The sequence below is a fragment of the Pseudonocardia sp. NPDC049154 genome, from assembly GCF_040648315.1.
GTDB lineage: Bacteria > Actinomycetota > Actinomycetes > Mycobacteriales > Pseudonocardiaceae > Pseudonocardia.
Map to the genome: position 1 here is coordinate 1 of NZ_JBEZDN010000117.1, position 25788 is coordinate 25788.

Genomic DNA, 25788 nt, shown 5'->3' on the forward strand with positions numbered 1-25788 from the left:
CCCTCCCGCCTGACGAGCTGGAGCGCGTGCTCGCCGAACCCACCCGTTCCGGCCTGGTCCCGCGCTGGCAGCCGGACCGCGCGGAGCGGGACGCGATGCTCCGCGAGCGCGGGCCGCGGCTCGTGGTGTGCGGCTACCTCGGGCACATGTGGGAGCTCTACGCCTTCTGGACCTGGCTGCCCGCCTACCTCGCCGCGGCCCCGGCCGCGACCCCGGGGTCGGGCGGGCTGCCGATCGAGCTCGTCGTGTTCGCGTCCTCCGGTCTCGCGGGGGCCGTGGGCTGCGCGGTCGCGGGCCGGATGGCCGACCGGGTGGGGCCGGCGCCCGTCGCGATCACCGCGCTGGCCGTCAGCGGCACCTGTTGCCTCCTGTCGCCGGTCATGGTCGGGGCCGGAACGCTCGGGCTGGTCGTGTTCTGCGCGGTGTGGGGCGCGTCGGTGGTCGCGGACTCCGGGGTGTTCACCGGCGCACTGAGCGACGTCGCCGACCGCCGCTACGTCGGCACCGCGCTGACCACGCAGACCGCGCTGGGCTTCCTGCTCACCGCGGTGAGCATCCAGGTGGTCCCGCTCGTCGCCGCCGCCGGCGGCTGGTCGGCCGCGCTCCTCGTCCTGCTCCCGGGTCCGGTGCTGGGGGCGCTGGCCATGCGGTCCCTGCTCCCCGCCACCCCGGCGGTGCCCGCCCGGGCCTGACCGGCCGGCCGACCCCGCCGTCCCCCGATCGTCCGACACCGGGATCGACCGGCGGGCCGTCCGGTCGCCCGACGGTGCCGGCCGCGCCGCGGCGCGACCCTTCTCCCGTGCCGCGGGAACCACCCGCGCAAGGCCGGAAGAAGGCTCGCCATGACCGCCCCCTACGGATTCGCCGTCACCCCGGAGACCGTCGACCCCACCGTCCGCATCCCGTCCCCGCGCCCGGCCCGCCCGGCGGCCGACGGGGGCCGGCTGTGGTCTGGCGGGCTCGCCACCGCGGTGGTGGCGGCGCTGGCCGGACTGGTCGGCGCGCTGGTCGTGCGGGTCGTCGCGGGGTTCGTCCCGGCGGCGCACGCGCTGGTCACCGGCACCTTCGGCACGGCCGGGATCGTCCTGCTCTGCACCCTCGCCGCGACGGCCGCCCTGGCCGCGACTGGCATCGCCCACCTCCTGCTGCTCTCGACCCCGCGGCCGCTGGAGTACCTGGGCTGGATCGTCGGGCTGGGCACCGCGGTCGCCGTCGTCCTGCCCTTCGTCACCACGGCGTCCCTCGGCGCGGCGCTCGCCCTCGCCGCGGTGCACCTGGTGATCGGTCTCGCCGTCGCCACCCTCACCGGCAGTGCGGCCGCCGCCTCGATGCGGATCGCCGCCCGCGCCCGGGAGGTCTGAGCGCGCGAGTCGGGGCGACGCCCGGGCCGAAGGGGTGCCCGGGCGTCGCCGCGCGCGCGGGCTCGCGAACCGGGCCTGTGAGCACGACCGCCCTCGGCGGCCACGGCGATCTCCGCTTGTCACACTGGTGGCATGGCGCCTGATCCCAGCCCCGTCCCCGGGTCCACCGACCTGCTCGTCGTCGGGGCCGGGCCTGCGGGGTCCGCGGCCGCCGCGTGGGCCGCCCGGCAGGGTCTCGACGTCGTCCTGGCCGATGCCGCGGTCTTCCCCCGGGACAAGACCTGCGGCGACGGGCTCACCCCGCGCGCGATCGCGGAGCTGGACCGGCTCGGGCTGGGCGAGTGGGTGCGCGGGCACGGCGCGAACCGTGGCCTGCGGGCGGCGGGCTTCGGCCAGGAACTGCTGCTGGAGTGGCCGGGCGGGTCGCTGCCGTCCGAGGGCAGCGCGGTGGCCCGGACCGAGCTCGACGCCCGGATCCGCGAGGTCGCCCTCGAGGCCGGGGCCGTGCCGGTGCAGGGCGCGAAGGCGGTCGGCGTGGAACGCGACGGCGAGCGGGTCTCCGGCGTCACGTTCGCGCTGGCCGAAGGCGGGAGCGCCACGATCCGCTGCGAGCGCCTGGTCGTCGCCGACGGCGCCCGCTCCACGCTCGGCCGGGTGCTCGGCCGGGAGTGGCACAAGGACACCGCCTACGGCGTGGCGGCCCGCGGCTACATCCGCTCCGGCCGGCACGACGACCCCTGGATCTCCTCGCACCTCGAGCTGCGGGGCACCGAGAACGAGGTGCTCGCCGGGTACGGCTGGGTGTTCCCGCTGCACACCGGCGAGGTCAACATCGGAGTCGGCACGCTCGCGACCGACAAGCGCCCCGCGGGCGTCCAGCTCAGGTCGTTGATCGAGCACTACGCGACCCTGCGCCGCGAGGACTGGCAGCTCGACGGGCCGGTCCGGTTGGTCCGCTCCGCGTTGCTGCCGATGGGCGGGGCGGTGTCCGGGGTCGCCGGGCCGAACTGGGCGCTGATCGGCGACGCCGCGGGCTGCGTCAACCCGCTCAACGGCGAGGGCATCGACTACGGCCTGGAGACCGGCCGGCTCGTCGCCGAGCTGACGGCCACCGAGAAGGACCTCGACCGGGCCTGGCCCGCCACCCTGCGCGGGCACTACGGCCAGGCCTTCTCCATCGCCCGTCGACTCGCCGGGCTGCTCACGATCCCCCGGCTGCTCCCGCTCGCCGGTCCCGTCGGCATGCGCTCGACGCCGCTGATGCGGGTCGCGTTGCGGGTCATGGGCAATTTGGTGACCGAGGAGGACACGGACCTGGTGGCGCGCGCCTGGCGGGCCGCCGGCCGGCTTTCCCTGCGGTTCGACGAGCGCCGGCCGTTCCCCGCCGCCGATCTGGGGAGCTGACCGGGCGGCGGTCAGGGCAGCGCGGCCGCGTAGAGGTCGGCGAGGGCGGCCCAGTGCCGCTTCTCGGCGTCCGCGTCGTGCGTGGGGTTGTCCGGGACCGCGAAGCCGTGCCCGGCCGGGTAGGTCTCGACGGTGTGCCGCACGTCGGCTGCGGTGAGGACCTCGTCGAGCAGCGCGAACTGGTCCGGCCCGAACGACGCGTCGTCCTGGGCCCCGGCGACGTACACCGTCGCCCGGACGTCGGCGGCGCGGTGGTGCGGGCTGTCCGGGTCGTCGGGCACCGCGAGCCGCCCGCCGTGGAACGACGCCGCCGCCGCGACCCTGCCGCCCAGCGCGCCCGCCGCGATCAGCGAGGCCCGGCCGCCCATGCAGTACCCCGTGGTGCCGACGGCGTCGCCGCGGACCTCGGGCCGGGCGAGCAGGGCGTCGACATAGGCGGCGGCGTCGGCGCCGATCGCCTCCGCGGTCAGCGGCCGGGCCAGCTCCCCCATCCGCGCCCGCTCGGCCGGGTCGCTGAACAGCGTCGCGACGTCGAAGGGCGCGAACCCGCGCGCGCGGTAGTAGACGTCCGGGAGCAGCACCGCGTAGCCGAGATCGGCGAGATGGTCGGCCATCCCCAGGAAGATCTCCCGCACCCCGCCCGCGTCCGGGTACATCAGCACGCCCCGCCAGGGCCCCTCCCCCTCCGGGGTGTGCAGCGTGGCGGCGCACTCGCCGTCGGGGGCCGGGATGGTCAGCGCGGTCCGGGGCATGCGGCCTCCGTCGATCGGCGGTCGGGAGTGGTGGGCCGAGCCTAGGACGCGCAGCGGGGTGGGGCGATCAGCTGCGGGCGAACGAGCCGGTCAGGACCGCCCGCGGGCCTCCGGGGAGAGCAGGTAGGCCGTGAGGGCGGTCGCGAGCTCGCCGAGGACCCGGTCGACGACGGCGAGCTCGTCAGCATTCAGCGCGCCGACCACACCGGACGCCCGGTGGCCGAGGGTGTCGAGCAGCTCGGCGGCGACGGCGCGGCCGGCCTCGCGGCAGCCCAGCCGGATCCGGCGGCGGTCGGCGCGGTCCGGGTCGCGGCGGACGTGTCCGGGCCGGACGAGCCGGTCGACGATCCCGGTGATCGCACCGGTGGTCAGCCGCAGGGTCTGCGCGAGGTCGCCGGGCGTCGCCGGGACGCCCCCGGCCTCCGCGGCCGCGATCACCACGAGCGCGTGGACCTCGGTGGACCGCATCCGCTGCCGCCGCGCGATCACCTCGACCACACGCTCGACGCCGGCGCCCAACAGGTGCACCCGGGTCCCGAGCGCGGCGACCCCGTCCGCGCGCACCGGCAGCTCGGTCGCGCTGTCGTGGGCGTGCACCATCCGGGCGGCACGGTCCTCGTGATCGGTGCTCGTGCGGGCGCGGTCGGCACAGGACGTGTCGCTCAACGTCGCCCGCCGTCCACCCGCGACTCGGCGTCGTGCCGCATTCCCCGTCCTCCTCGCTCCACCCCTCGGACCCTGTTAGGGCATCCTCACACACCTTTCGGGGACGAGCGCGTCGACGGTGTGCGGCTATCCGCCGAACAATCGTTTCGCGACGATATGGAGTGCCATGATCACCGCTGGTGAGGCAGGTCGTGCGCTCGGCGCAGCCGTTCGCGCACGGTCCGCTCAGACGTCCCGGGAGTCATTCGGGCGACCCTCCCGGCGTTTTCCACGATGTACCAGGGCGAGTATCGGCGAGACGCACAGGAATGCGGCCGTCATTTCCGCGTCCCGCCCGAATGGCGCCGACCGAATACCGTCGTCCGACGTGACAGTGGTCACGCTCTGCGATCCTGGCCGGTGCTCGGGGCCCTCGACGCGCGCTCAGCCCTGTTCCCGGCGGGGCGCGGGGACGCCCCGGGAGGCGGGGCCGAGGTCGCGGGAGTGGCGGGGATCGGCTCCCCGGTTCCGGTACGGGTCGAGGAGGATCGGCGGGGCCTGGAGCGGAATGCGGCCCGGGTCGGTCGCGTGCCGCGGGACGGGCAGCGGTCCGGGCGTAACGCGACCGTCCGCGCCGCCGTCGGGGCCGATGCCGCTGCGCGTGGAGGTCACGTCGTAGCCCGTCTCGGCGTGCTCGTGCAGGTCCAGCCCACCCGCCTCGGCCTCCGCCGACGCCCGGAACCCGATGGTGCACCGGATCAGGTAACCGAGGCCGAGCGTGACGACGAACGAGTAGCCCGCGACCACCCCGGCCGCGATCGCCTGCCGGCCGAGCTGGGTGAACCCGCCGCCGTGGACCAGGCCGTCGGCCGGCAGCGCGGCGTTCACCGCGGTGGTGCCGAACACGCCGACGAGCAGGGTGCCGACGAGCCCGCCGACCAGGTGGATCGCGACGACGTCGAGCGAGTCGTCGAGCCGCAGCCGCCACTTGAGCGCGCAGGCCAACGGGCAGATCACGCCGGCCACCACCCCGATCGCGATCGCACCCCAGAGGTCCACGAACCCGCAGGCGGGGGTGATCGCGACGAGCCCGGCGACGGCCCCGGAGGCCGCGCCGAGCGTGGTCGGGCGCCCGGTCCGCAGCTGCTCGACGAGCAGCCAGGCCAGCACGGCCGCGCAGGTCGCGATCGTGGTGTTGGCGAAGGCCATGGCGGCGAGACCGTTCGCGGACAGCGCCGACCCGGCGTTGAACCCGTACCAGCCGAACCACAGCAGCGCCGCGCCGAGCACGGTGAAGGGCAGGTTGTGCGGCCGGGCGACGACGTCCGGCCAGCCCTTGCGCCGGCCCAGCACGATCGCCAGCGCGAGCGCCGCGGCTCCGGCGTTCATGTGCACGACGGTGCCGCCCGCGAAGTCGACGGCCTGCAGCCGGTTCGCGATCCACCCGCCGACCGCGTCGGGGGCGAGGAAGCCGTCGAAGGCGAAGACCCAGTGGCCGACCGGCGCGTAGACGAGCACGCTCCACAGCGCCACGAACACGACCCACGGCCAGAACCGGGTCCGCTCCGCGACCGCGCCGGAGATCAGCGCAGGCGTGATCACCGCGAACATCAGCTGGAACATCGCGAACGCCAGCACCGGCACCGCGTGCTCGCCCGGCCAGGGCACCCCGTCGCCGGCGAACCCGGCGAGCTGCGTGACCGACCAGTGGTCCCCGGCCGCGCCGACCGAGCCGATCAGGCCGGAGACCCCGTCGTCGCCGAAGGTGAGGTCGAAGCCGACGACGGCCCAGACCAGGCCGACCACCACGAGGCAGACGACGTTGGCCATCAGCATGTTCAGGACGCTCTTCGCCCGCACCATTCCGGCGTAGAAGAATGCGAGCCCCGGCGTCATCAGCATGACCAGGGCGGCGCTCGCCAGCACCCAGGCGGTGTCGCCGGTGTTCGCGCTCACGCGGGGGCGCAGGCTCGGGGAACCGGCCCCGGTGTACCGCCGATCATGTTGCCCACCACCGCCTTCTCCGTGCCGTGCCGTCCACGCCGGTGTCCTCCGACGCGCGGCCAGCCTAGGCCGGGCGCCCTCCGGTTCCGGACGGCCGCACGGATGTTAACGAACCGGTAACCCCTTTCGCGAATGGTTCGCAGCACGATTCCGGACACATTCCACTGTCCGTGCACGCGCGATCACGATGGGCAGTTCCCCGCCGGTTCCGCGCGCGGTTCGCGCCCGCTCACTCCTCCCGGAAGCCGTGCAGCACCGCCGCCATGTCCTCGTCGGCGTGCCCGCGGGCCGCGGCCGCGGCGAAGCGGTCGTGCATGGCGCTCATGAGCCCGTCGGAGACCCCGTTCGCGGCGAGCGCCTCGGCGATCAGGCCGGAGTCCTTGACGGCGCCGTCGAGCGCGAAGGCTGGCGGGAACTCGCCGGCGATCATCGCCTTCCCCTTGAGCTGCGCGTACCCGCTGTCGAGCGGCCCGCCGGCGATCGAGTCGAGCCACTGCTGCGGGTCGATCCCCAGCGCCTGCGCCAGCGCGACGGCCTGCCCGGTCGCGGTCACGATCGACAGCACCCACGAGTTGGCGACGAGCTTGAGCCGGTGCCCGTCCCCCGGCCGGTCGCCGACCCAGACCGTGCGCGAGCCGATGGCGTCGAACACCGGGGCGACGGCCTCGCGTACCTCCGCCGGGCCGCCCGCGAGGACCACCAGCTGCCCGGCCTCGGCGGGCTGGCGGGTGCCGAGCACGGGCGCGTCGACGAACGCGACGCCGTGCTCGCCGGCCAGCGCGGCGAGCCGGTCGGTGCCCTCGAGCCCCACGGTCGCGGTCTGCGCCCAGGTCACGCCCGGCTTCGCCGCCGGGAGCGCCCGCTCCATGACCTCGGCCACCGAGTCGGCGTCGAACAGCATCGTGACGATCACGTCCGCGCCGGACACGGCGTCGGCGGGGTCCTCGGCAACCGTGGCGCCGGCCTCGGCGAGCGGGCGCGCCTTGTCCGGCGTGCGGTTCCACACGGTGGTGTCCAGGCCCGCCTTCGCCAGGTTGGCGGCCATCCCGGCGCCCATGATCCCGGTCCCGAGCACGGTCACTGCGGTCATCGGTCCTCCTCGAGCTCTCTCGGGGTTCTTCAGGGGGCGAGCACGCGCCACGAGTGCGGCGGGAGCAGGAGCGCCTCGTCGGGCGTGCCGCCGTGCACGTCCTCCAGCGTCCGCCCCCCGAGCTCGTCGGGGAAACGCCGGGGCTCGTCGTCGACGGACAGGAGGGTCACGAGCTCGCCGCCGGGACCGTCCGGATCAGCGCGACAGCGGAAGGCCATCGTCGTGTCGGTGAGGTGCTCGACGGTCGTGCGGGCGCGGACCAGCCACGGGTGCCGGCGCCGCATCCCGATCAGCCGCTGGTGCAGCTCCTGCACCGGGGCGCCGAACGGGGCGAGCCCGGCGGGGGTGTCCGGGAAGGGCGGGCGCACGGCGTCGTCGCCGAACTCACGCTCCTCCTTGACGCCGGTGAAGGCCTGCTCGTCGCCCGCGTAGACGCTCGGCACGCCCCCGACCGTCATCAGCACCGCCACCGCGTGCCCGATGTGGTCGGTGCGGTCCAGCCGGCTCGCAAGCCGCGTGACGTCGTGGTTCCCGATGAAGGTCAGCGGCGCGAACGACTCCACCATCGCCGAGTGCCGCTCCAGGGCGTGGGCGAGCTCCCAGAGGTTGCGGTCGTTGAACGCGCTCCAGATCGCCTTCCACAGCTCGTACTGGGTGACCGAGTCCATCCCGGACTCGGCGACGATCGCGGCGTAGTCGCCGTGGATCACCTCGCCGGCGATCCAGGCGTCGGGGAACTCCGCGCGCACGCCCGGCAGCACGGCCCGCCAGAACGAGGTCGGCACCTGGTAGGCGGCGTCGAGCCGCCAGCCGTCGGCGCCGCGGCCCAGCCAGTGCCGCATGACGGCGGCGACGTGCTCCTGCACGGCGGGTTCGTCGTGGTCCAGGGAGACGAGCCGGCCGTGCCCCTCGAACGTGGCGGGCCCGTCGCCCTCCCAGCGGAACCAGCGCCGTGCGTCGGCGTCGCCCTGCTCCGCAGCCCGGAACCGCGCGAACGAGCGGCCGACGTGGTTGAACACGCCGTCGAGCAGCAGCCGGACGCCGCGGGAGCGCGCCGCCTCGACCAGGGCGTCGAAGTCGGCGTCGTCGCCGAGGCGGGGATCGATCCGGAAGTGGTCGACGGTGTCGTAGCCGTGGGTCTCCGAGGCGAAGACGGGCCCGAGGGCCAGCCCGGAGCACCCCAGCTCGAGGAGGTAGTCGAGCCAGGGTCCGAACCGGCCGAGGCGGTGCGCCACGGGGCTGCCGGGCGGGAGCGCGTCGCGTTCGGCGCCGACGAAGCCGAGCGGGTAGGCGTGCCACCAGATGGCGTGGTCGATCCACCGGTCGTGCATGCCGCCACCCTTCCCCACGACGGCGGAACTCGCTGGGCCGGACACTCCCCCCGCCCTACGGTCGGCCCATGACCGCGATCGCGACCTTCTCCGTGGCCGCCCTCGACACCCGGGACCCGCTGGGCCTCGCCCGCTTCTACTCCGCGCTCACCGGCTGGCCGATCCGCGCCGGCGACGAGGCACCCGGCACCGACTGGGTGGAGCTCGTCGCCGGCGGCGGGGCCACGCTCGCCTTCCAGCTCGCGCCCGGGCACACGCCACCGGACTGGCCGGGCGACGCCCACCCGCAGCAGGCCCACCTCGACTTCGACGTCCCGGACCTCGACGAGGGCGAGACCCGGGTCCTCGCGATCGGCGCGCGCAAGCACGAGGTGCAGCCCGGGTCGGACTTCCGGGTCTACCTCGACCCGGCCGGGCACCCGTTCTGCCTGGTGCTGGAGCACTGACGGGGGTTCACCGGGCGAGCTGCGCCCGGTTGCGGGCCGTCACCGCCCGCCGGCGCTCCTCCAGCGCGGCCAGGTCGGTCGAGCCGGCCTCGGCGATGGCCCGCTCGGTCTCCAGGGCCGCCTGCACCGGCGCCCCCGAGCCCTCGACGTACATCCGCTTGACCGCCTGCAGCACGTCCGCGGGCGGTTCGGTGGCCGCGGTCGCGAGCTCCACGGCACGGTCGAGCAGCCGCTCGTGCGGCACGACCTCGGTGACCAGACCGATCCGCAGCGCCAGCGCCGCGTCGACCACCTCGCCGCAGAAGGACATCCGCCGCGCCCACGCCATCCCGACCACGCTCGGGAGCCGGGCCGTCATCCCGCCCCCGGGCCGGACGCCGACCCGGGCGTGGGTGTCGGCGAAGACGGCCCGCTCGGAGGCGACGAGGAAGTCGCAGCCCAGCGCGAGCTCGAGGCCGCCGGTGAAGCACGCCCCGTTGACGGCGCCGATGATCGGCTTCCGCATCCGGCCGGTCTGCGCGATCACCGGCTCGTCCCGGTGCCGGCGGAAGTACGCCTCGCCCTCGGCCGCGGCCTGCTTCAGGTCGACGCCGGCGCAGAAGGCCGGGTCGGCGCCGGTCAGGACCACGGCGAGCACGCCCTCGTCGGAGTCCGCGTCGACGAGCGCGCGGTACAGCTGTGAGATCACCTCGCCGCCGAAGGCGTTGCGTGCCTCCGGCCGGTCGATCGTGACGATGCGGACCGCCCCGCGGTCCTCGGTCCGGACGACGCTCATGCCTGTCCCTCCTCGGCCGCACCCTGGCGCAGCTCGGTGGCGATCCCCGTGACGAGCGCGGCGTCGGCGTCCCAGGGTGTGTACAGCGAGCAGCGGGAGAAGAGGTCGCCGTAGCGACGGAGCAGCTCGGGGGCGATCATCTCCGGCTCGCCCACCACCGCGACGGCGTTCAGCACGGCGTCGTCGATCACGGTTCCCATCCGTTCCCACTCCCCCTGCGTCGACAAGGCGTGCAGTTCCTCGCCCAGCGCACCCCAGCCGTGCAGGTCCAGCACCCCGCCGTAGGCGGGCGTGGAGCCGTAGAAGGCGATCTGCGCGCGCACGCCCGCCACCGCCCGCGCCAGCTCCTCCTCGGTCCGTCCGGTGGCGATCATCGGCAGCCCGACGAGCTGGAAGTCGCCGAGCTCGCCCCCGCGGCCCCGCCGGAGCGCGGGCACGGTGACCTCGCGCAGGTAGCGCTCGGTGGTGAACCCGTGGCAGAGGAAACCGTCGGCCACCTCGGCCGCGGTCCGCGTCATCGCCTCGCCGACGCCGGCGAGCAGCACCTTCGGCGTGCCGAACCCGTGCGGCTCCGGCACGAACATCGGCGTCATCAGGGTGTGCGTGTAGAACTCGCCGCGGAAGTCCAGCCGGGTGCCGTCCGCCCAGCACTCCCAGATCGCACGCAGGGCCAGCACGAACTCGCGCATCCGCGCAGCCGGCCGCGACCACGGCATCGAGAACCGCCGCGTGATGTGCGCCCTGACCTGCGTGCCCAGCCCGAGCAGCAGCCGACCGCCGCTGAGGACCTGCAGGTCGTTCGCGGTGGCGGCGAGGCTCATCGGGTTGCGGGCGAACGCGAGCGCGATGGACGTGCCGAGCTCGGCCCGCTCGGTGACGGTCGCGGCGAGGGTCAGCGCGACGAACGGGTCGTGCTTCACCTCGGCCGCCCACAGGGCGTCGTACCCCGCCTCCTCGGCGTGGCGGGCGGCCTCGCGCGGGTCGGCCGGCCCGGCGAGGGGCAGGCCGGTGTCGATCTTCACGGTGACCTCCGGACGCTCAACGGACCTGCTCCGCCGGCGCGAGGCCGGCCACGACGTCCCTGCGGAGCAGCTTGCCGGTGGGGGTGCGGGGGATCTCGGGCCAGGCGGTGATGCGGTCGGGGGTCTTGGAGCTCCGCAGGGTGGCCCGCACCGTCTCGCGCAGCCCGTCGAGGGCGGCGGCGTCGAGCTCGGTGCCCGGGCGGGCGACGACCACGGCCTCGATCCGCTGCCCCCACTCCTCGTCCGGCACCCCCACGACCACGGCGTCGGCGACGTCGGGGTGGGCCAGCAGCACGTCCTCGATCTCGGCCGGCGCGATGTTCTCCGCCCCGCGGATGATCGTGTCGTCGACCCGGCCCTCCACGAACAGGTAGCCCTCGGCGTCGAGCCGGCCCTGGTCGCGGGTGTCGAACCAGCCCGCGCCGTCGAGCGAGGAGCCGCGCCCGGCGTACTCGGTGGACACCTGCTCCCCGCGCACCCAGATCCGCCCCGCCGCGCCGGCCGGCAGCGGCGTGCCGTCCTCGTCGCGGACCTCGATCTCGATCCCGGGCACCGCCTGCCCGGCCGAGGACAACCGGGCCCGCACGGCCTCGTCCGACGACGACAGCGCCGCCCGGTGCTCGTCCGGGCCCAGCACGGTGATCGTCGAGGAGGTCTCGGTGAGCCCGTAGGCATTGACGAACCCCACGTGCGGCCACTCGGCCAGGGCCTGCTCGACGATCCGGCGCGGCATCGCCGCCCCGCCGTAGGCCAGCGACCGCAGCGACGGCACCGCCCGGTCCAGCCCCGGCTCGTCCATGATCCGGGCGAGCATCGTGGGCACGACCATCGCGTTCGTGACCTCCTCGGTCCGCACCAGGTCGATCCAGCCGGCCGGGGTGAAGGCCTCCAGCACCAGCACCCGGCGCCCGGCGTAGAGGTTCGTGAGCGCGTTGGACACCGCCGCGATGTGGTACGGCGGCACGCTCATCACCGCCGCCTCGGCCTCCTCGGCGGCCGCGAACTCGACCGTGCCGAGCACGTAGGACACCAGGTTGGCGTGCCGCAGCACCACTCCCTTGGGCGCCGACGTGGTGCCCGAGGTGTAGATGGTGACGGCGGCCGAGTCCGGGTCGACGAACCCCTCCTCCGCCGGGACGGCCGCGGCGGCGTCCCGCAGGAACTCGGCCGGGGTGCGGAATGCCAGCCCGGCCCGTTCGGCCGCGGCCGCCTGCGCGGCGTCGGCGATCACCAGCGCCTTCGGGTGCTGCGCGATCAGGAGGTCGAGCTGCGCGGCACCCAGGCGGTAGTTCACCGGCACCAGCGGCACCCCGGCCCGGGCCGCGGTGAACAGCGCGACCGGGAACGCCGGCCCGTTGACCGCCAGGTAGAGCACCGCGTCCGCGCCCGACTCGGCCACGAGGGTCGCACCGCCCGCGGCGAGCTCCCGGACCCGCCCGGCCGTCAGCCCCTCCGCCCGGGTACCGACCACGACGCGGTCGCCGAAGCCCTCGGCGGCCATGTCCAGCAGCACCGACAGGTTCACCGCCGCCGCCTCAGTCCGAGGCCGGCAGCGGCTTGGCGTCCTTGAGCGGCAGCGGCGCACCACCCGCCGCGAGCGTGCCCGCGCCGGCCTTCGTGCACAGCAGCTCGATGCCGAGGTCGGGGTCGGCGTAGCGCTTGCCCATCTGGGTGCCCGCCTGCTGGTCCGGGTCGGCCGGGCGCGTCGTGCCCGCCTCCGGGCCCTTCGCGTCCACCATCGGCGCGCCCCCGCAGGTCACCTCCACGTCCGCGTCCCCCCACCGGACCACGACCACGGTCGTGGCGTCGGTCGTGCTGGCCAGGGTCGTGCCGATGCGCGGCTTCATCGCGGCGCCCTCCGTGTCGACGAGCGGGCCGCCCCGGTGGGCGGCCCCGAATGAGAGTGTGACGTCAGCGTCACAATGCCACCCGGACGGGCCACACGGAAGACCGGCCGGAGATCACCCGTCACGCCGGGCCGTGGAGTCGCGAACAGCCGGGTGCCAGACTCCCGGCGAAGGCCGGTGGGCCGACGCCTGGGGGACCGATGCTCGCGCTCGTCGTCATCATGCTGATCCTGCTCGCCTGGGCGCTCGTCGCCGGCAGGCTCGCCCGGTTCAGCGTCACGATGCCGTTCGCGATGCTCGCCGCGGGGGTCGCGCTCACGGCCGGGCCGAACCCGGTGTTCATCTTCGACATCGAGTTCGAGTCGGCGGAGCACGTCGTCGAGGGCATCCTGGCGATCCTGCTGTTCACCGACGCCACGGAGGTCCCCGGCGGCATCCTGGGCCGCCAGCCGCGGCTCACCCTGCGGCTCCTCCTGATCGCCCTGCCCCTCTCGCTGCTGGCGGCGTGGTTCGCGGGCGCGGTCCTCTTCGGCGGCGCCGGACCGTGGCTCCTCCTCGTGCTCGCCACCGTCGTGATGCCGGTCGACCTCGCGCCCGCCGTCGCCGTCGTCCGGGACCGGCGGATCCCGGAGCGGCTGCGGCAGGTGGTCAACGCCGAGAGCGGCCTCAACGACGGCCTCATCGCCCCGGTCTTCCTGTTCGCCCTCGCGGGGGCCACCGCCGTCGGCGGCGAGGGACTGGCCGACGCCGCGGTGCACGCCCTCCCGTCGCTGGCCATGGCCGTCCTCGCCGGCGCGGTGGTCGGCGCCGCGGCCGCGCGGGTGCTGCGCTGGGCGCTCGACGCCGGCTGGACCCAGTCGTCGGCGCTGCGGATCGGGGTGCTCGTGCTCCCGCTCCTCGCCTACGGCGCCGCGGTCCTCGTCGACGGGAACGGCTTCGTGGCGGCCTTCGTCGCCGGCGTGTTCTTCGAGCCGGAGGCACGCCGGCTGCCCGCCGGGACCCTGCACCTCGTCGAGGACGTCGGCACGCTGCTCTCCCTGGCCCTGTGGTTCATCTTCGGCGCGATCGTCAACCAGACCCTCGCCGGCGGGGCCCTCACCTGGCAGGTCGTGCTCTACGCGCTGCTGGCGCTGACCGTGGCCCGGATGCTGCCCGTCGCCCTGGCACTGATCCGCACGGACGTCCCCGCGAGGGACCGGCTCGTCCTCGGATGGGCGGGACCACGGGGCATCGCGACCCTCGTGTTCGGCATGCTCGCGTTCATCGACCTGGCCGGGCCGCAGAAGGACTTCGTGCTCGCCGTCACCGTGGTCGCCGTCGTCGCGAGCATCGTGATCCACGGGCTGTCGACGGGGCTGGTGGCGCGGCACTACGGGCGCACCTCGGTGCCCGAGACCGGCACCGCCGGCGCCGGCAGGGCCGACAGCGGGGCCGACGGCGGGGCCGGCAGCGGGGCCGACGTCCCCGGGTCCGCGGCACCGGGCGGGCCGGGCCCGGCCGTCGCGCCGACCTCCCGGGCGCAGGCCCGGAGCCGTTGGTGGCGACGAGGCGACACGGCCCCCTGACCGGCCCGAACGGGTGAGGCGGAGCGGGTTGCCGGGGCTCCCGGGGTGCGGTTGACTCATCGCGTGATGCGCATGCGGCTCGAGTTCTTCTGGCCGAGCCGCCGCGTGTGCCAGTTCGACGAGTTCTGTCCCCGGGCCGCGTAGGCGCCCCTGCCCCGTCCGGGCGGTCCGGGCCCGCCGCGCGGCCGTCTCGTGTCCCGGTCGCGGATACGAGCTCCGCGACCCCGCCGACGGCGCCGACAGCACCGACGGCGCCGACGGCGCCGACAGCACCGACAGCACCGACAGCACCGCCGAACCCAGGAGACCCCCATGTCCGTGACGGACGACCTGCTCGCCAACAACGCCCGCTACGCCGAGACCTTCTCCGGCCCGCTCCCCCTGCCGCCCGCCAAGAAGGTCGCCGTCGTGGCCTGCATGGACGCCCGGCTGGACGTCTACCGCATCCTCGGCCTCAACGAGGGCGAGGCGCACGTCATCCGCAACGCGGGCGGCGTCGTGACGGACGACGAGATCCGCTCCCTGGCCATCAGCCAGCGCCTGCTCGGCACCGAGGAGATCATCCTCATCCACCACACCGACTGCGGGATGCTGACCTTCACCGACGACGGCTTCAAGAGGTCGATCCAGGACGACACCGGCATCAAGCCGCAGTGGTCCGCCGAGGCCTTCCCCGACCTGGACGACGACGTGCGCCAGTCCATCGCCCGGATCAAGGCCAATCCGTTCGTCCCGCGCAAGGACTCGGTGCGCGGCTTCGTCTTCGACGTGTCGACGGGCAAGCTCAACGAGGTCGTCTGACCCCGGGCACGACGCGGCCCGCCCGGTGGACGTCACCGGGCGGGCCGGGCCGGTCGGGTCAGCGCGTCGCCGGGCGCGGCTTGTCGACGAACCGGTGGTAGGCCTTCATGCCGTACCGGTCGACCGCCGTCTTGATCAACCCGAAGATCGCGCCCTGCAGCGTCGCGGCGATCAGGACCTCCTTGGTGCCGTAGTCGCGCGACAGCGGCTGCGGGGTGTCCGGCTCGTTCGAGACCCGCTTCCACACCTGGTTGAACACCTGGCCGGCGATCAGGCCGCCGATCACGCCGGACACCAGGCCGACCGGCTTGTACGCGATCTTCAGCGCGCCCGGCAGGTCGTCGCCGAGCTCGGCGGGCTTGCGGTCGGGGTTCTTCGTGCCGCTCATGCCGGGCACGTACCCCGCGTCGCCGCCGGTCACACGCCGAGAACGCCGACGGCCCGTCCACACGGGACGGGCCGTCGAACTCGTGCGTGCGTCAGGCCGGCGGAGGCGGGGTCTCCCCCTGCTGCGGCGCCCGGTCCACGTCGCCGCGCCAGGCGCCCTCCTCGGCACCGCGCGACTCGATGAACTCCTTGAAGCGGCCCAGGTCGGCCTTGGCCTGCTTGCCGACGATCCCCAGCGCATCGCCGGCCTTCTCGACCACACCCTCGGGCTCGAAGTCGAGCTGCAGGGTGACCCGGGTGTGGGTCTCGTCGATGCGGTGGAAGGTCACGGCGCCGCCCTGCTGCGGGCCGGTCACCGACTTCCACGCAACCCGCTCGTCGGGGTGCTGCTCGGTGACCTCCGCGTCGAACTCGCGCTGGACCCCGGCGATCTTCGTGACCCAGTGCGTCCGCGTGTCGTCGAGCTGCTCGATGCGCTCCACGCCGCCCATGAAGCGGGGGAACGACTCGAACTGCGTCCACTGGTTGTACGCGGTGCTGACCGGGACCTCGACGTCGATGCTCTCCAGAACGTTGGTGGACATGGGAGTCGAATACCTCGGGCCGTGCCGCGGAAACCCGGCGACCGCGAATCGGACCCCGGATCAGGCCTCCGGATCGGCGAGGGCCGGGGCGGCGCGCGCCTCACGGCGCAGGTGCAGCGGGAGGAGCACCCACAGCACCACCGTGGCGCTCAGCAGGGCCGCCGTTCCGACGATCCCCGCGAGCCGCCCCACCGCGATGTCCAGGACCAGCATCAGCCCCGCGGCGAGCGTCAGCGCCAGGAAGCCCAGCCCGGCCATGGCCAGCCGGTGCCCGGCCCGGACGAGCTCGCGCTTGCGGTTGCGCTGGAAGAGGATCCGGTGCGCGGCGACGGGCGCCACGATCAGCGTCGACGACGCCGCCGCGCCGGCGAGGGTGGCGACGAACAGGGCGTGCTGCATGGCGTCGAGCTCCTTGAACCGCTCGCTCAGCGACATCGTGAGCAGGAAGCCGAACAGGATCTGCACGCCGGTGAAGACCACCCGGAGCTCCTGCAGCAGCTCCGCGAAGTTCCGGTCCGCGCGGTTCAGCGGACCCTCGGCGCGGTGCCGGGTGTTCCAGTCCTCGGTCTCGTCGGTGACCGTCGCCGTCACGGACATGCGTCCCTCCTCCCGCCTCGGCCGGTGCCGCTCTCCTGTACCCGCTTTCTCCCGTTTCACACGAACGGGTGAGCGCAGTGGGCCGGTGGCACGCCGTGTCAAGTCGATCGCGGCCGGTGCGTATGCCGCGGGAGCCGAGGGGGTACGCCCTCGACCGACGAGTGGTGACGACGGGGAAGGGGGTGCGGGATGACCTCGATCGGAGCTGCGACCACGCAGGACGACGCCGCCGGCGGCCACGTGTGCTGGAGCTACGGCCCCGCCCCCGACGCCCCGGCGGGCGTGCGCAGGCGGCTCGGTCCGGTGCTCGAGGCGTGGCGGGTGGAGGGTGAGACCGCCGAGGACGTGCTGCTCGTCGTGACCGAGCTGGTCGCGAACGTGGTCGACCACGCCCGCACGCCCTTCGAGATCACGGTGCACCGCGAGCCCGGGGTGCTGCACGTGTTCGTGCGGGACGGGTGCACCGCGCCGCCGGAGCCGCGTAGCCGGGACCCGCACGCCTCCCGGGGCCGCGGGCTGCTCGTGGTGCAGGCGGTGTGCCGGGACTGGGGCTACGAGGTGCACGACGCCGACGACCCCGGGAAGACCGTCCATGTCGAGCTCGCCGCCTGAGCCCGCGGCGGTTCGGGGCGCCCGCACCGGGTACCCCGGGCGATGACCGAGATCGTGCGCCCCGGCCCCTTCCGCTGGCTGGCCTACGCGTTCGGCGCCGGGCTCCCCGCCCGGCACCGGACCTGGGTGCTGCACGACGTCACCGCCCCCACCTGGGTGCTCCGGCACCTGATCCGGTCCGTCGTGCAGATCGCCCCGTTCGGCGTGGCCCTCTACCTGCTGGTCCCGGGTTCCCCGGCGATCCGGGCCACCGCCGTCGTGATGGGCGCGGTGATCGGCCTGCTGTACTCCGTGGCGTTCGTCGAGGCCGCGGCGGAGCACCGGGCGATCAAGGCCGGGTACCCCGAGGGCACCGCCGCCGCGATCCGCCGCGAACGCCGCAAGCGGGGCCGGCGTGGGCCCGGCACCTACCCCGGCGGGCCGACCGGCCCGCCGCGCAGTCCCACCCCGACGAACGGAGGCACGCGATGACCCAGCGCCCCGAGGACACCACCGACGGAACCCACCCCACCCACACCGAGGAGACGGTCGACCGGCTCGAGGAGGAGGTGCTCGGGCACCGCGTCGACCAGCTCCGGGACGAGGAGGAGGACCCCCGCCCGGCCCACCGCCAGGACGTGGAGCCGGGTGGTGACGCCTCGGACGGGCCCGGGGCCGAGCCGTCCGACTGACCGAGCGCTCCACCGAAGCCCCGTCGAAGCCCACCGAACGCCCGCAGGAGAGCGCGATGATCCCGACCCTGTCGGACCCGGGCAGCGCCCCGGGGCGCCGCGAGGAGCACGACCCGCACACCGGGTTCCATCCCCGCGACCGGCACGACGCCCTGCGCCCCGACGCGCCCCCGGAGACGCTGACGACCCCCGCGCCGTCGACGCCGTTCGGGGCCCTGGTCGTCGGGCTCGACGGGTCGCCGCAGTCCCGCGCCGCCCTGCGCTGGGCCGTGGCCGAGGCGCGGACGCGGGACGTGGTCGTCGACGTCGTCCCGCTCGCCGAGGACCACGAGGGCTGGCTGGACGAGGCCCTCGGGGCCACCGACGAGGAGGTCGAGGTCCGGACCGTGGCGGAGCGCGGCGATCCGGCGACCGTCCTGCTCTCGCACGCGACGGCGGCCCAGCTGCTGGTGCTGGGGCACATCGGCGGCCGGCTCGACGACGTCGCGCGGCGGTGCACCGAGCACGCGCGCTGCCCGGTCGTGCTCGTCCCGGTGGCCGGGCGCTGACCCGTGGCCCGTTCGAACCCGCCCGGCTGCCGTCCGCCCCTGCCCCTCTCGGCCGCGGTGGTCCTCGCGCTCCCGGGCCTGTACCTGGGGGCGGCGAGCCTGCTCGGGCTCCCGCACCCCGAGCTCCCCGCCCCCGCCGCCGTCGTGGTCTACGGGCTGGCGATCGTCGGTGCCGCGTTCGTGCTGTCCTGGGCGGGCGAGGCCGCGCAGGTCGACATGAGCGCCGGGCTCGCTCTCGCGATCCTGGCCCTGCTGGCGGTGCTGCCCGAGTACGCCGTCGACTTCGTGTTCACCATGCGCGCCGGCGAGATCTTCGCCGAACAGGGCCACTGCGCACCCGATCCCGGCGGCAGCAACCCCTGCTCCCTCGCGCTGGCCAACATGACGGGCGCGAACCGGGTGCTGGTCGGCATCGGGTGGCCGCTGGTCGTGCTGGTCGCCATCCTCGCCGCCCGCCGGCAGGGCCGCCGGGACGGGGCCGGCGGCGGGCGCGAGGGCGACCGGGCCGGGGTGCGGCTGCCGCGCACCCTCTCCGCCGAGGTCGTGTTCCTCGGCATCGCGACGCTCTACTCGCTGACGCTCCCCCTGCGCAGCACCCTGACGCTGGTCGACACGCTGGTGCTCGTCGCCGTGTTCGTCGCCTACGCGATCCGTCTCGCCCAGTTCCCCGCGGAGGAACCCGACCTGCACGGCAGCGCGAAGTGGGTCGCCGAGCGCCCGGCGGTGTCCCGGCGCTGGCTCTACGGGGTGCTCTTCGCGATCGCCGCACTCATCATCCTGGCCACGGCCGAGCACTTCGCCGACGGGCTGGTGCAGACCGGGTCCGAGCTCGGGGTCGACCGGTTCGTGCTGGTCCAGTGGGTGGCGCCGCTCGCCAGCGAGGCCCCCGAGCTGATCGTCGCCTGCCTGTACGCGAAGCGGCTCAAGGCGGGCGACGCGCTCGGCACGCTGCTCTCCAGCAAGGTCAACCAGTGGACGCTGCTGGTGGGGACGCTCCCGCTGGTGTTCGCGATCTCGTCCGGCTCGCTGCACGGCCTGCCCCTCGACGAGCAGCAGCGCGTCGAGCTGCTGCTCACCGGCACCCAGTCCTTCTTCGCGGTGAGCCTCCTCGTCACGCTGGGGCTGAGCTGGCGTGGCGCGGTCGCGCTCGTCGTCCTGTTCGCGATCCAGTTCGCGACATCGATCTCGCTGCCGACCGAGACCGTGCACACCGTCTCGCTCGTGCTGTCCGGGGTCTACGCGGTGCTCGGGGTGGCGCAGCTGGTGCGGCGCCGGCGGGCGTTGCCGCGTCTGGTGCGCGACGGCATGCGGACGGACCCGGAGCGGCTCGCCGAGCAACCGGCCTGAGGGTCCGCGCCGTCAGGCCGTGATCTTGTGCGGGGTGCCGCGGAAGGCGCACCAGAAGGTCGCGACCTCCGGGTCCGCCGCCGGGCGCGCCTTCGCGCTGGTGGACTTTCCGAACATCCGCTTCAGCGCCCGCTTCGCCGAGCGCTCCGCCGCCGCAGCCAGCTCCTCGGCCCCCGTCTGCCGCGACCCGCGCAGCACGGCGACGAACACGAACCGCCGCTTCGTGGCGTGCGGGGCGGGACGCCAGGCCGGGACCCACTCCAGCTCGGCGGTGAGCGGGCGGTCGGCGTCCGTGCAGAGCGCGCGGGTGAGGGCGGCCTCCAGGACGTGCGGGTCCACGTCGGCCGGCGCCTTCACGCGCAAGAGCGCCATGACGGGTTCGGCGCACGGTTCGGCGGAGGTGCGCACGTCGCCCCCTTCGTCGGTGGTCCCGCGGCTCGCGCGGGCGGCTGCGACGCTGCCTGCTCAACGTGCGTGGCCCCACCATGACACACCGCGACGCCCTGCGGGGGGTGTAGCGGACGCCCGTACGGGTATCGCCGCCCCGAGGCCGCGGACCCACCGCGGCCCGGAGAGGAGAGCAACGATGGGCGCACTGGACGGCAAGCGCGTCGCGATCCTCGCGACCGACGGCGTCGAGGAGGTCGAGCTGACCCAGCCGCGCAAGGCGGTCGAGGACGCCGGGGCCACCACCGAGATCGTGTCGATCTCCGGGGACGCCATCCAGTCGATGAACTCCGACATCTCGCCGAGCGGGACCTACCCGGTCGACAAGGTGGCCTCTCAGGTGTCGGCGTCGGACTACGACGCGCTGATCATGCCGGGCGGCACCGTCAACGCGGACCGCCTGCGCATGGACCAGGACGTGCTGAAGTTCGTCAAGGACGTGTTCGCCGCCGGCAAGCCGGTGGGCGTCATCTGCCACGGGCCGTGGACGCTGGTCGAGGCGGACCTGGTGAAGGGCCGCACGCTGACGTCGTTCCCGAGCCTGCGGACGGACATCCGCAACGCAGGCGGCAACCCGGTCGACGAGGAGGTCGTCACCGACCAGGGACTCGTCAGCAGCCGGAACCCCGGCGACCTCGAGGCCTTCTGCGCGAAGATCGTCGAGGAGTTCGCGGAGGGCGAGCACTCCGTCCACCCGGAGGGCGCCACCGCGTGACCCCGGCCGCGCGCCGGGCCATGATGCCTGCATGACGAGGTGCTCATGAGGGGCCCGACGTGACGGCGGGCGAGGAACGGGCGGGTGTCGCGCTCTCGAGCCTGGACTCCCCCCTCGTCGACGGGGACGACGCGACCAAGCGGGACCTCGTCGACTACCTCGACGCCGTCGCGGACCGGATGGTCCCGGTCCTGGCCGACCGGCCGCTCTCGGTGATCCGGGTGCGGCCGGGCCAGGAACCGTTCATGCAGAAGAACCTCCCCCGCTACACCCCGGACTGGGTGCGCAGCACGGTCATCCGCTCGCAGACCGGCCGCGAGGTCCGGTACGCGCTCTGCGACGACCGGCGCACCCTGCTCTGGCTGGCCAACCAGCGGGCCGTGGAGTACCACCCGGCCCTGTTCACCGTCGGTGCCTCGCACGCGTCGCAGCTCGTGCTGGACCTCGACCCGCCGGAGGGTGCCGGCTTCCCCGCCGTCGTCGCGGTGGCCCACCTGGTGCGCGAGGCGCTCGCCGGCGCCGGACTCACCGGGGCCCTCAAGACGAGCGGTTCCAAGGGCGTCCACATCGTCGTCCCGCTCGCCGCCACCCCGTTCGACGACGCCGCGGCCGCCACCCGCGCCCTGGCCGCGCGGACCGAGGAGCTCGACCCGGGCATCGCCACCACCGCCTTCCTCCGCGAGGAGCGCGAGGGCAAGGTCTTCGTCGACTCCACCCGCGCGGGCGGCGCGACCGTGGTCGCCGCCTACAGCCCGCGCATCCGCCCCGGACTGCCGGTGTCCTTCCCGCTGGCCTGGGACGAGCTCGACGCCGTCTCCCCCACCGATTTCACCCTCCGCACCGCACCGGACCTGCTGGCGGGACGGCCTTCCTGGACCGAGGCGCTGGCCGAGCCGCAGGAGCTCCCGGCCGACCTCCTCGAGGAGGGGCACGCGATCCCCGTCGCCCGGGTGCAGGCGATGCACGAGGGCAAGCGGCGCAAGCGTGCCGCATCCGACGCAGCGCGCGAGGGCTGATCCCGGCCGATCCCGGAGAACGGACAGGGCCGGGGCCGCGCGTCCCCCACGCGAGCCCCGGCCCCCGACCTCCCGTCCGGCCCCCGTCAGCCGGTCACGGGCAGGTTCTTCCGCACGACCTCCGGGCGCGGCGCCTCGCCGGGCTCCGGCTCGTGCTTCTTCACCGCCGGCTCGTCGTGCTCCTTGTCGTCCTCCAGTGCGCAGGTCGCGGACCCGACGGTGATCTTCAGCAGGTCTCCCTTCGGCGAGAGCGCCCTGAGCAGGTCGTCGACGGTCTTCAGCGGGGTTTTCTGCAGGTCGGGCAGCTGCCCGGTCACCAGGCCGACGAGGTCCGGTGCGACCTCCTTCTCCTCGTCGGTGAGGTCGCGCCTGCGGTCCTGGCCCGGCACCAGGGTGAGGGTGAACCCGGTGACCGTGATCGAGTCGTCGTCGCGGTCCTGCTGGTTCAGCGTGATCTGCAGGAGCGGGGACACGTCGAACCGCTCCTCCTCGAGGGGCGCCTTCACCGGCGTCCCGAGGATCGACGCGTCGACGAGGTCGACCCCGGCCGAGCCGCCGTCCGCCCCGTCGCACCAGGTCCGGAACGTCTCCGCCTTGAGGACGTCGAGCAGGTTCACCTTCGCCACGGTGGCCTCGGCCCGGTGTCCCTCGGCCTCGGCGACCAGCGCGGACAGGCCGATGCCGGGCTTGCCGTGCAGCGGGAGCGCGGTCACGTCGGCCACGCTCTGCCGGTCGTGCTCGCCGTCCCGGGACTCGGCGTACGGGCTCGGGCTGATCGACAGCAGGCCGTCCGTCCGGAAGACGTAGGCGGACGAGTCCACGGAGGGCTCGGCCGCGGCGGCGGTGGAGCCCAGCAGCAGCACCGCCGCGGCCGTGGCCGCACCCACCGCGGCCGCACCGGCACCGGCGAACTTGGAGGTCTTCACGCGTCGGGTCCCTTTCTGGATCATGCTTCGTCGATCGTCACGAGCGTGCCCAGGGGCACCTCGGTGAGCTGGCGCAGCGCGTCCGCGGGGACGCGGATGCAGCCGTCGCTGGTGGCGGTGCCGAACACGTCGTCGGTCGGCCAGGTGTGGATGGCGACGGTCCCCGGGCCGCCGCCGAAGGTGTCGTGGGTGGGGCTGTGCGTGCCCAGCGGCAGGATCACCGGCGAGTACTTCTGCTGGTCGTCGCTGAAGGCGCCGAGCAGGAAGGTGCGGCCGGTGGGCGTGGGCGCCGAGGGCTTGCCGATGCCGACCGTCCACTCGGCGAGCGTCGCGCCGTCCTCGTAGAGGGCGAGCTTCATGGAGCCCAGGTGCACGGCGATGCGGTACGGCGTGGTCTTCACGTCGAGGTCGGCCAGCGGCAGCCAGCCCGTCGACGAGCTGGGCCGCGAGGGCAGCAGGACCTGCGCCCAGTCCCCCTGCTGCGCGATCACCGGGAGCCACGTGTCGCCGATCTGCGTCACGGGCATGCGGGCGATCGGGGTCCCGCCGGGCGCGTCGTGGACCACCGTCTCGCGGACCGGGTGCGCGACCCGGCCGTCCGTGGTCTCCTGCGGCGCGGGGTCGGGCACGGTGCCCTGCAGCGTCGTGTAGGTGGTGCTCTCCTTCAGTGAGGCCGGCTCGACGGCCGCCGCGACCGGGTCGGCGCCGGCGGCGGTGCCGCCCTGCTGCGCGGCCGGCGACGGGGCGCCGCCGAGCAGCAGCCCGACGACCAGGACGATCGCCAGCAGGGCCACGACGCCGAAGCCGACCCAGAGGACGAGGCCGGACCGCGCACGCCCGCGGCGCGGCGCGGAGCGGCGGGCCCGCGGGGGCAGGGTGTGGTTCGCCATCACGCACCCCACGACCGGTTGGCGGGGGCGGCGGCGTGGACCGGGGAGGCTTCCGACGCGCTGTGCACGATCGAATGAACGAGGGCTCCACGATCAGGTGACGGGCCGTCCCGCCATGATCGCTCTGCGTTCCGACGGACGGAGTCGATCATGCGACGGACGGTCGTATCCCGCCGTTCGCCCGGCACCCGGCGCGCCGAGCGGCGTACCCACCGCACCACGGACGGTTACCATCGCTGCGGACCGGATGACGGAGCGTGACAAGGAGACGGCGTGCTGCTGGCGGACGAGCGGGTGCGGATCGTGGAGTGCTGCCGGCGGATGGCCGCCGCGGGGCTCACGGTCGGCACCTCGGGCAACGTGAGCGAGCGGCGCGGGGACCTCGTCGCGATCACGCCGACCGGCGTCGACTACGGCGTGCTGACCCCCGCGGGGGTGTGCGTGGTCGATCTCGACGGGCGCGCGGTCGAGGACGGGCCGCGGCCCTCGTCCGAGCTGCCCATGCACCTTGCCGTCTACGCGGGGACCGAGGAGCGGGCCGTCGTCCACACGCACCCGCTGTACGCGACGGCGCTGTCCACGCTGGTCGACGAGCTGCCCGGCATCCACTACCTGGTCATGCAGCTCGGCGGGCCGGTCCGGGTGGCGCCCTACGAGCGGTACGGGTCGGCCGAGCTGGCCGGGGCGAGCGTGCGGGCGATGGCGGGGCGCAGCGCGGTCCTGCTGCGCAACCACGGCGCCACGACCTGCGGCGACACCCTGGCTCGGGCGTACGACCGGGCCGTCACGCTGGAATGGCTGTGCCGGCTCTACCACCAGGCCCGGCTGCTCGGGGAGCCCACGCTCCTCGCCGACGACGAGCTGGCCGCCGTCGGCGAGAAGCTGCGGACCTACGGGCAACCACCTCTGTGAGTGGCGATAGTCGCTATAGCGACTATCGCCACTCACAGGCTGATGTGGTGCGGGTGGCGAACCAGTAGTGCGCCGCGATGCTCACGACGATCCAGAAGATCGGCCCGGCCGGCCAGAAGAACGACACCGGGCCGGCGATCCAGCGCACCAGGACCAGCAGGACCACGGCGAGGCCGATGCCCGCGTGGACCATCAGCCGGCGCCGGGCGTCGGGCGACAGGGTGCGCAGGCCCGGAGTCGGGGGCGGCGGCGCCGGCAGGTCGGCCGTCAGCGGGGTCAGGTCCGCCTCGACCTTCGCGGCGTAGGCGGCCTGCTGCCGCTCGTCGGCCTCCTCGAGGGTCAGCCGGCCCTCGGCGGCGGCCGCCCGGATCCGGTCGGCGACGGCCTCGCGGTCGGCGTCGGAGAGCCGCACCGCGGCGTCGGTGCGGAGGCGGGCGGTGCTGTCGGTGTTCTCGCTCATGGTGTCCCCCGGCTGTTCTCGTGGTGTGCCTCCACGGTGCCGGGGACGGGCGGCGCGCACGTCGGCCCGCGGGCGGGACCTGCGCTGCCGCCGGAGGGGGGCCGCGGGCGGGCGGCGTACGCCCCGGGGAGTACGCCGCCGGTCCCCCGCCGACCGACGCGTCCGGGGCGCGCGTCGCTCTAGGGTGCGGGTGTGTCCTGGTGGGTCGGGTTGCTGCGGCGCTCGTGGCAGAGCGTGCCGCACACCGTCCTGACCCCGGTCGCCTGGCTGGTCGTGGGGCTGGTCGCCGCGCTCAACGCGTCGCGCTTCGTGCCGGCGACCCGTCCCGTCGACGCGCTCGGGATCGCCCTGATCGTGCTGGGCCCGCTGCTGCTCGTCGTCCGCCGGGCGCACCCGCCCGCGGTACTGGTCGGCTGCACCGCGGTCCTGCTGGTCTACCTGGCCCTCGGCTACCCGTTCGGGCCGGTCGTGGTGCCCTCGCTGGTCGCGCTGGCCGAGGCGATCCTGCGCGGGCACCGGCGCGTCGCCTACGTGACCACGGCCGTCGCCGTGCTCGCCGGGCTGGCGATCCAGGTCGTGGCCCGCGGCGGCGCCGCCGGGCTCGAGGGCCGGCTGGGCTGGCTGGCGTGGCTG

Annotated in this window: 29 protein-coding genes and 2 pseudogenes; 15 read left to right on the forward strand and 16 right to left on the reverse strand. The window is 74.7% G+C overall.

Features of this window, described 5'->3' with window-relative positions; translation table 11 throughout:
* The 3 genes and pseudogenes from AB0B41_RS34610 to AB0B41_RS34620 form a co-directional block, all read left to right on the forward strand.
* Positions 1-692 (forward strand): annotated as a pseudogene (locus tag AB0B41_RS34610) (hypothetical protein); the annotation flags it as partial.
* Between the two features lie 150 nt (positions 693-842).
* Positions 843-1361 (forward strand): DUF6069 family protein, encoded by a 519-nt coding sequence (locus AB0B41_RS34615; protein WP_358210933.1) that lies wholly within the window; start codon positions 843-845, stop codon positions 1359-1361.
* A gap of 132 nt (positions 1362-1493) precedes the next feature.
* A complete protein-coding gene (locus AB0B41_RS34620; RefSeq protein WP_358210935.1) occupies positions 1494-2765 on the forward strand; it encodes a geranylgeranyl reductase family protein in 1272 nt (423 codons plus the stop codon).
* An 11-nt stretch (positions 2766-2776) separates the two neighbouring features.
* On the opposite strand, the gene AB0B41_RS34625 is transcribed toward AB0B41_RS34620, so the two are convergent.
* The 5 genes from AB0B41_RS34625 to AB0B41_RS34645 form a co-directional block, all read right to left on the reverse strand.
* The gene (locus AB0B41_RS34625) at positions 2777-3517 is read right to left on the reverse strand and encodes a dienelactone hydrolase family protein (RefSeq protein ID WP_358210937.1); all 741 of its coding nucleotides are present in this window, start codon (positions 3515-3517) and stop codon (positions 2777-2779) included.
* A 90-nt stretch (positions 3518-3607) separates the two neighbouring features.
* Positions 3608-4183 (reverse strand): MarR family transcriptional regulator, encoded by a 576-nt coding sequence (locus AB0B41_RS34630; protein WP_358210939.1) that lies wholly within the window; start codon positions 4181-4183, stop codon positions 3608-3610.
* 423 nt (positions 4184-4606) lie between these two features.
* Positions 4607-6118, reverse strand: a complete 1512-nt coding sequence (locus AB0B41_RS34635) for an ammonium transporter (protein ID WP_358210941.1) — start codon at positions 6116-6118, stop codon at positions 4607-4609.
* A 277-nt stretch (positions 6119-6395) separates the two neighbouring features.
* On the reverse strand, positions 6396-7256 hold the full coding sequence (locus AB0B41_RS34640) for an NAD(P)-dependent oxidoreductase (protein ID WP_358210943.1): 861 nt from the start codon (positions 7254-7256) through the stop codon (positions 6396-6398).
* 29 nt (positions 7257-7285) lie between these two features.
* Complete coding sequence (locus AB0B41_RS34645; protein ID WP_358210945.1) at positions 7286-8587, reverse strand: alpha-amylase family glycosyl hydrolase; 1302 nt, start codon at positions 8585-8587, stop codon at positions 7286-7288.
* Positions 8588-8655: 68 nt separating this feature from the next.
* On the opposite strand from AB0B41_RS34645, the gene AB0B41_RS34650 reads away from it, so the two are divergent.
* Positions 8656-9033: a VOC family protein gene (locus AB0B41_RS34650; protein WP_358210947.1), complete on the forward strand. Its 378-nt coding sequence runs from the start codon at positions 8656-8658 to the stop codon at positions 9031-9033.
* Positions 9034-9040: 7 nt separating this feature from the next.
* Here the strand turns inward: AB0B41_RS34650 and AB0B41_RS34655 are convergent, their stop codons facing one another.
* The 4 genes from AB0B41_RS34655 to AB0B41_RS34670 are packed head-to-tail and all read right to left on the reverse strand — an operon-like array spanning position 9041 to position 12677.
* Positions 9041-9808 carry an enoyl-CoA hydratase gene (locus AB0B41_RS34655; protein ID WP_358210949.1) on the reverse strand — a complete coding sequence of 256 codons (768 nt, stop codon included), beginning with the start codon at positions 9806-9808 and terminating at the stop codon, positions 9041-9043.
* On the reverse strand, positions 9805-10830 hold the full coding sequence (locus AB0B41_RS34660) for a TIGR03617 family F420-dependent LLM class oxidoreductase (protein ID WP_358210951.1): 1026 nt from the start codon (positions 10828-10830) through the stop codon (positions 9805-9807). Before AB0B41_RS34660 ends, AB0B41_RS34655 begins: the two co-directional genes overlap by 4 nt.
* A 16-nt stretch (positions 10831-10846) precedes the next feature.
* A complete protein-coding gene (locus AB0B41_RS34665; protein ID WP_358210953.1) occupies positions 10847-12355 on the reverse strand; it encodes an AMP-binding protein in 1509 nt (502 codons plus the stop codon).
* Positions 12356-12365: 10 nt separating this feature from the next.
* Entirely contained in the window at positions 12366-12677 is a 312-nt protein-coding gene (locus AB0B41_RS34670) for a hypothetical protein (RefSeq protein WP_358210955.1), read from the reverse strand.
* A gap of 200 nt (positions 12678-12877) precedes the next feature.
* Here AB0B41_RS34670 and AB0B41_RS34675 point away from each other — a divergent pair, with 200 nt between their 5' ends.
* Together AB0B41_RS34675 and AB0B41_RS34680 are read left to right on the forward strand one after the other, a co-directional pair.
* Complete coding sequence (locus tag AB0B41_RS34675; RefSeq protein ID WP_358210957.1) at positions 12878-14242, forward strand: cation:proton antiporter; 1365 nt, start codon at positions 12878-12880, stop codon at positions 14240-14242.
* Between the two features lie 312 nt (positions 14243-14554).
* Complete coding sequence (locus tag AB0B41_RS34680) at positions 14555-15043, forward strand: carbonic anhydrase (RefSeq protein ID WP_358210959.1); 489 nt, start codon at positions 14555-14557, stop codon at positions 15041-15043.
* Between the two features lie 58 nt (positions 15044-15101).
* Here the strand turns inward: AB0B41_RS34680 and AB0B41_RS34685 are convergent, their stop codons facing one another.
* The 3 genes from AB0B41_RS34685 to AB0B41_RS34695 form a co-directional block, all read right to left on the reverse strand.
* Positions 15102-15431 (reverse strand): DUF4235 domain-containing protein, encoded by a 330-nt coding sequence (locus AB0B41_RS34685; protein WP_358210961.1) that lies wholly within the window; start codon positions 15429-15431, stop codon positions 15102-15104.
* A gap of 91 nt (positions 15432-15522) precedes the next feature.
* Positions 15523-16014, reverse strand: coding sequence for an SRPBCC family protein (locus AB0B41_RS34690; protein WP_358210963.1), 492 nt, complete (start codon positions 16012-16014; stop codon positions 15523-15525).
* 60 nt (positions 16015-16074) lie between these two features.
* Positions 16075-16611, reverse strand: coding sequence for a DUF6328 family protein (locus tag AB0B41_RS34695; protein WP_358210965.1), 537 nt, complete (start codon positions 16609-16611; stop codon positions 16075-16077).
* A 189-nt stretch (positions 16612-16800) separates the two neighbouring features.
* On the opposite strand from AB0B41_RS34695, the gene AB0B41_RS34700 reads away from it, so the two are divergent.
* From AB0B41_RS34700 to AB0B41_RS34720, 5 genes are read left to right on the forward strand one after another with little or no spacing between them, the layout of a single operon-like run.
* Positions 16801-17223 (forward strand): ATP-binding protein, encoded by a 423-nt coding sequence (locus AB0B41_RS34700; RefSeq protein WP_358210967.1) that lies wholly within the window; start codon positions 16801-16803, stop codon positions 17221-17223.
* 42 nt (positions 17224-17265) lie between these two features.
* Entirely contained in the window at positions 17266-17694 is a 429-nt protein-coding gene (locus tag AB0B41_RS34705) for a DUF5313 family protein (protein ID WP_358210969.1), read from the forward strand.
* Complete coding sequence (locus AB0B41_RS34710) at positions 17691-17894, forward strand: hypothetical protein (protein WP_358210971.1); 204 nt, start codon at positions 17691-17693, stop codon at positions 17892-17894. The genes AB0B41_RS34705 and AB0B41_RS34710 overlap by 4 nt, the downstream gene beginning before the upstream one ends.
* A 56-nt stretch (positions 17895-17950) precedes the next feature.
* Positions 17951-18442 carry a universal stress protein gene (locus AB0B41_RS34715; RefSeq protein ID WP_358210973.1) on the forward strand — a complete coding sequence of 164 codons (492 nt, stop codon included), beginning with the start codon at positions 17951-17953 and terminating at the stop codon, positions 18440-18442.
* A 3-nt stretch (positions 18443-18445) separates the two neighbouring features.
* Positions 18446-19789: a sodium:proton exchanger gene (locus AB0B41_RS34720; RefSeq protein ID WP_358210975.1), complete on the forward strand. Its 1344-nt coding sequence runs from the start codon at positions 18446-18448 to the stop codon at positions 19787-19789.
* Positions 19790-19801: 12 nt separating this feature from the next.
* On the opposite strand, the gene AB0B41_RS34725 is transcribed toward AB0B41_RS34720, so the two are convergent.
* A complete protein-coding gene (locus tag AB0B41_RS34725) occupies positions 19802-20197 on the reverse strand; it encodes a hypothetical protein (RefSeq protein ID WP_358210977.1) in 396 nt (131 codons plus the stop codon).
* 178 nt (positions 20198-20375) lie between these two features.
* Here AB0B41_RS34725 and AB0B41_RS34730 point away from each other — a divergent pair, with 178 nt between their 5' ends.
* A complete protein-coding gene (locus AB0B41_RS34730) occupies positions 20376-20951 on the forward strand; it encodes a type 1 glutamine amidotransferase domain-containing protein (RefSeq protein ID WP_358210978.1) in 576 nt (191 codons plus the stop codon).
* A 59-nt stretch (positions 20952-21010) separates the two neighbouring features.
* On the forward strand, positions 21011-21967 hold the full coding sequence (locus tag AB0B41_RS34735; RefSeq protein ID WP_358210980.1) for an ATP-dependent DNA ligase: 957 nt from the start codon (positions 21011-21013) through the stop codon (positions 21965-21967).
* An 86-nt stretch (positions 21968-22053) separates the two neighbouring features.
* Here the strand turns inward: AB0B41_RS34735 and AB0B41_RS34740 are convergent, their stop codons facing one another.
* Together AB0B41_RS34740 and AB0B41_RS34745 are read right to left on the reverse strand one after the other, a co-directional pair.
* Positions 22054-22893, reverse strand: coding sequence for a hypothetical protein (locus AB0B41_RS34740; protein ID WP_358210982.1), 840 nt, complete (start codon positions 22891-22893; stop codon positions 22054-22056).
* A 20-nt stretch (positions 22894-22913) separates the two neighbouring features.
* Complete coding sequence (locus tag AB0B41_RS34745) at positions 22914-23783, reverse strand: L,D-transpeptidase (protein WP_358210984.1); 870 nt, start codon at positions 23781-23783, stop codon at positions 22914-22916.
* Between the two features lie 273 nt (positions 23784-24056).
* On the opposite strand from AB0B41_RS34745, the gene AB0B41_RS34750 reads away from it, so the two are divergent.
* Entirely contained in the window at positions 24057-24695 is a 639-nt protein-coding gene (locus tag AB0B41_RS34750) for a class II aldolase/adducin family protein (protein ID WP_358210986.1), read from the forward strand.
* Between the two features lie 22 nt (positions 24696-24717).
* On the opposite strand, the gene AB0B41_RS34755 is transcribed toward AB0B41_RS34750, so the two are convergent.
* Positions 24718-25155 carry a DUF1707 domain-containing protein gene (locus AB0B41_RS34755; protein ID WP_358210988.1) on the reverse strand — a complete coding sequence of 146 codons (438 nt, stop codon included), beginning with the start codon at positions 25153-25155 and terminating at the stop codon, positions 24718-24720.
* Positions 25156-25347: 192 nt separating this feature from the next.
* Here AB0B41_RS34755 and AB0B41_RS34760 point away from each other — a divergent pair.
* Positions 25348-25788 (forward strand): annotated as a pseudogene (locus tag AB0B41_RS34760) (hypothetical protein); the annotation flags it as partial.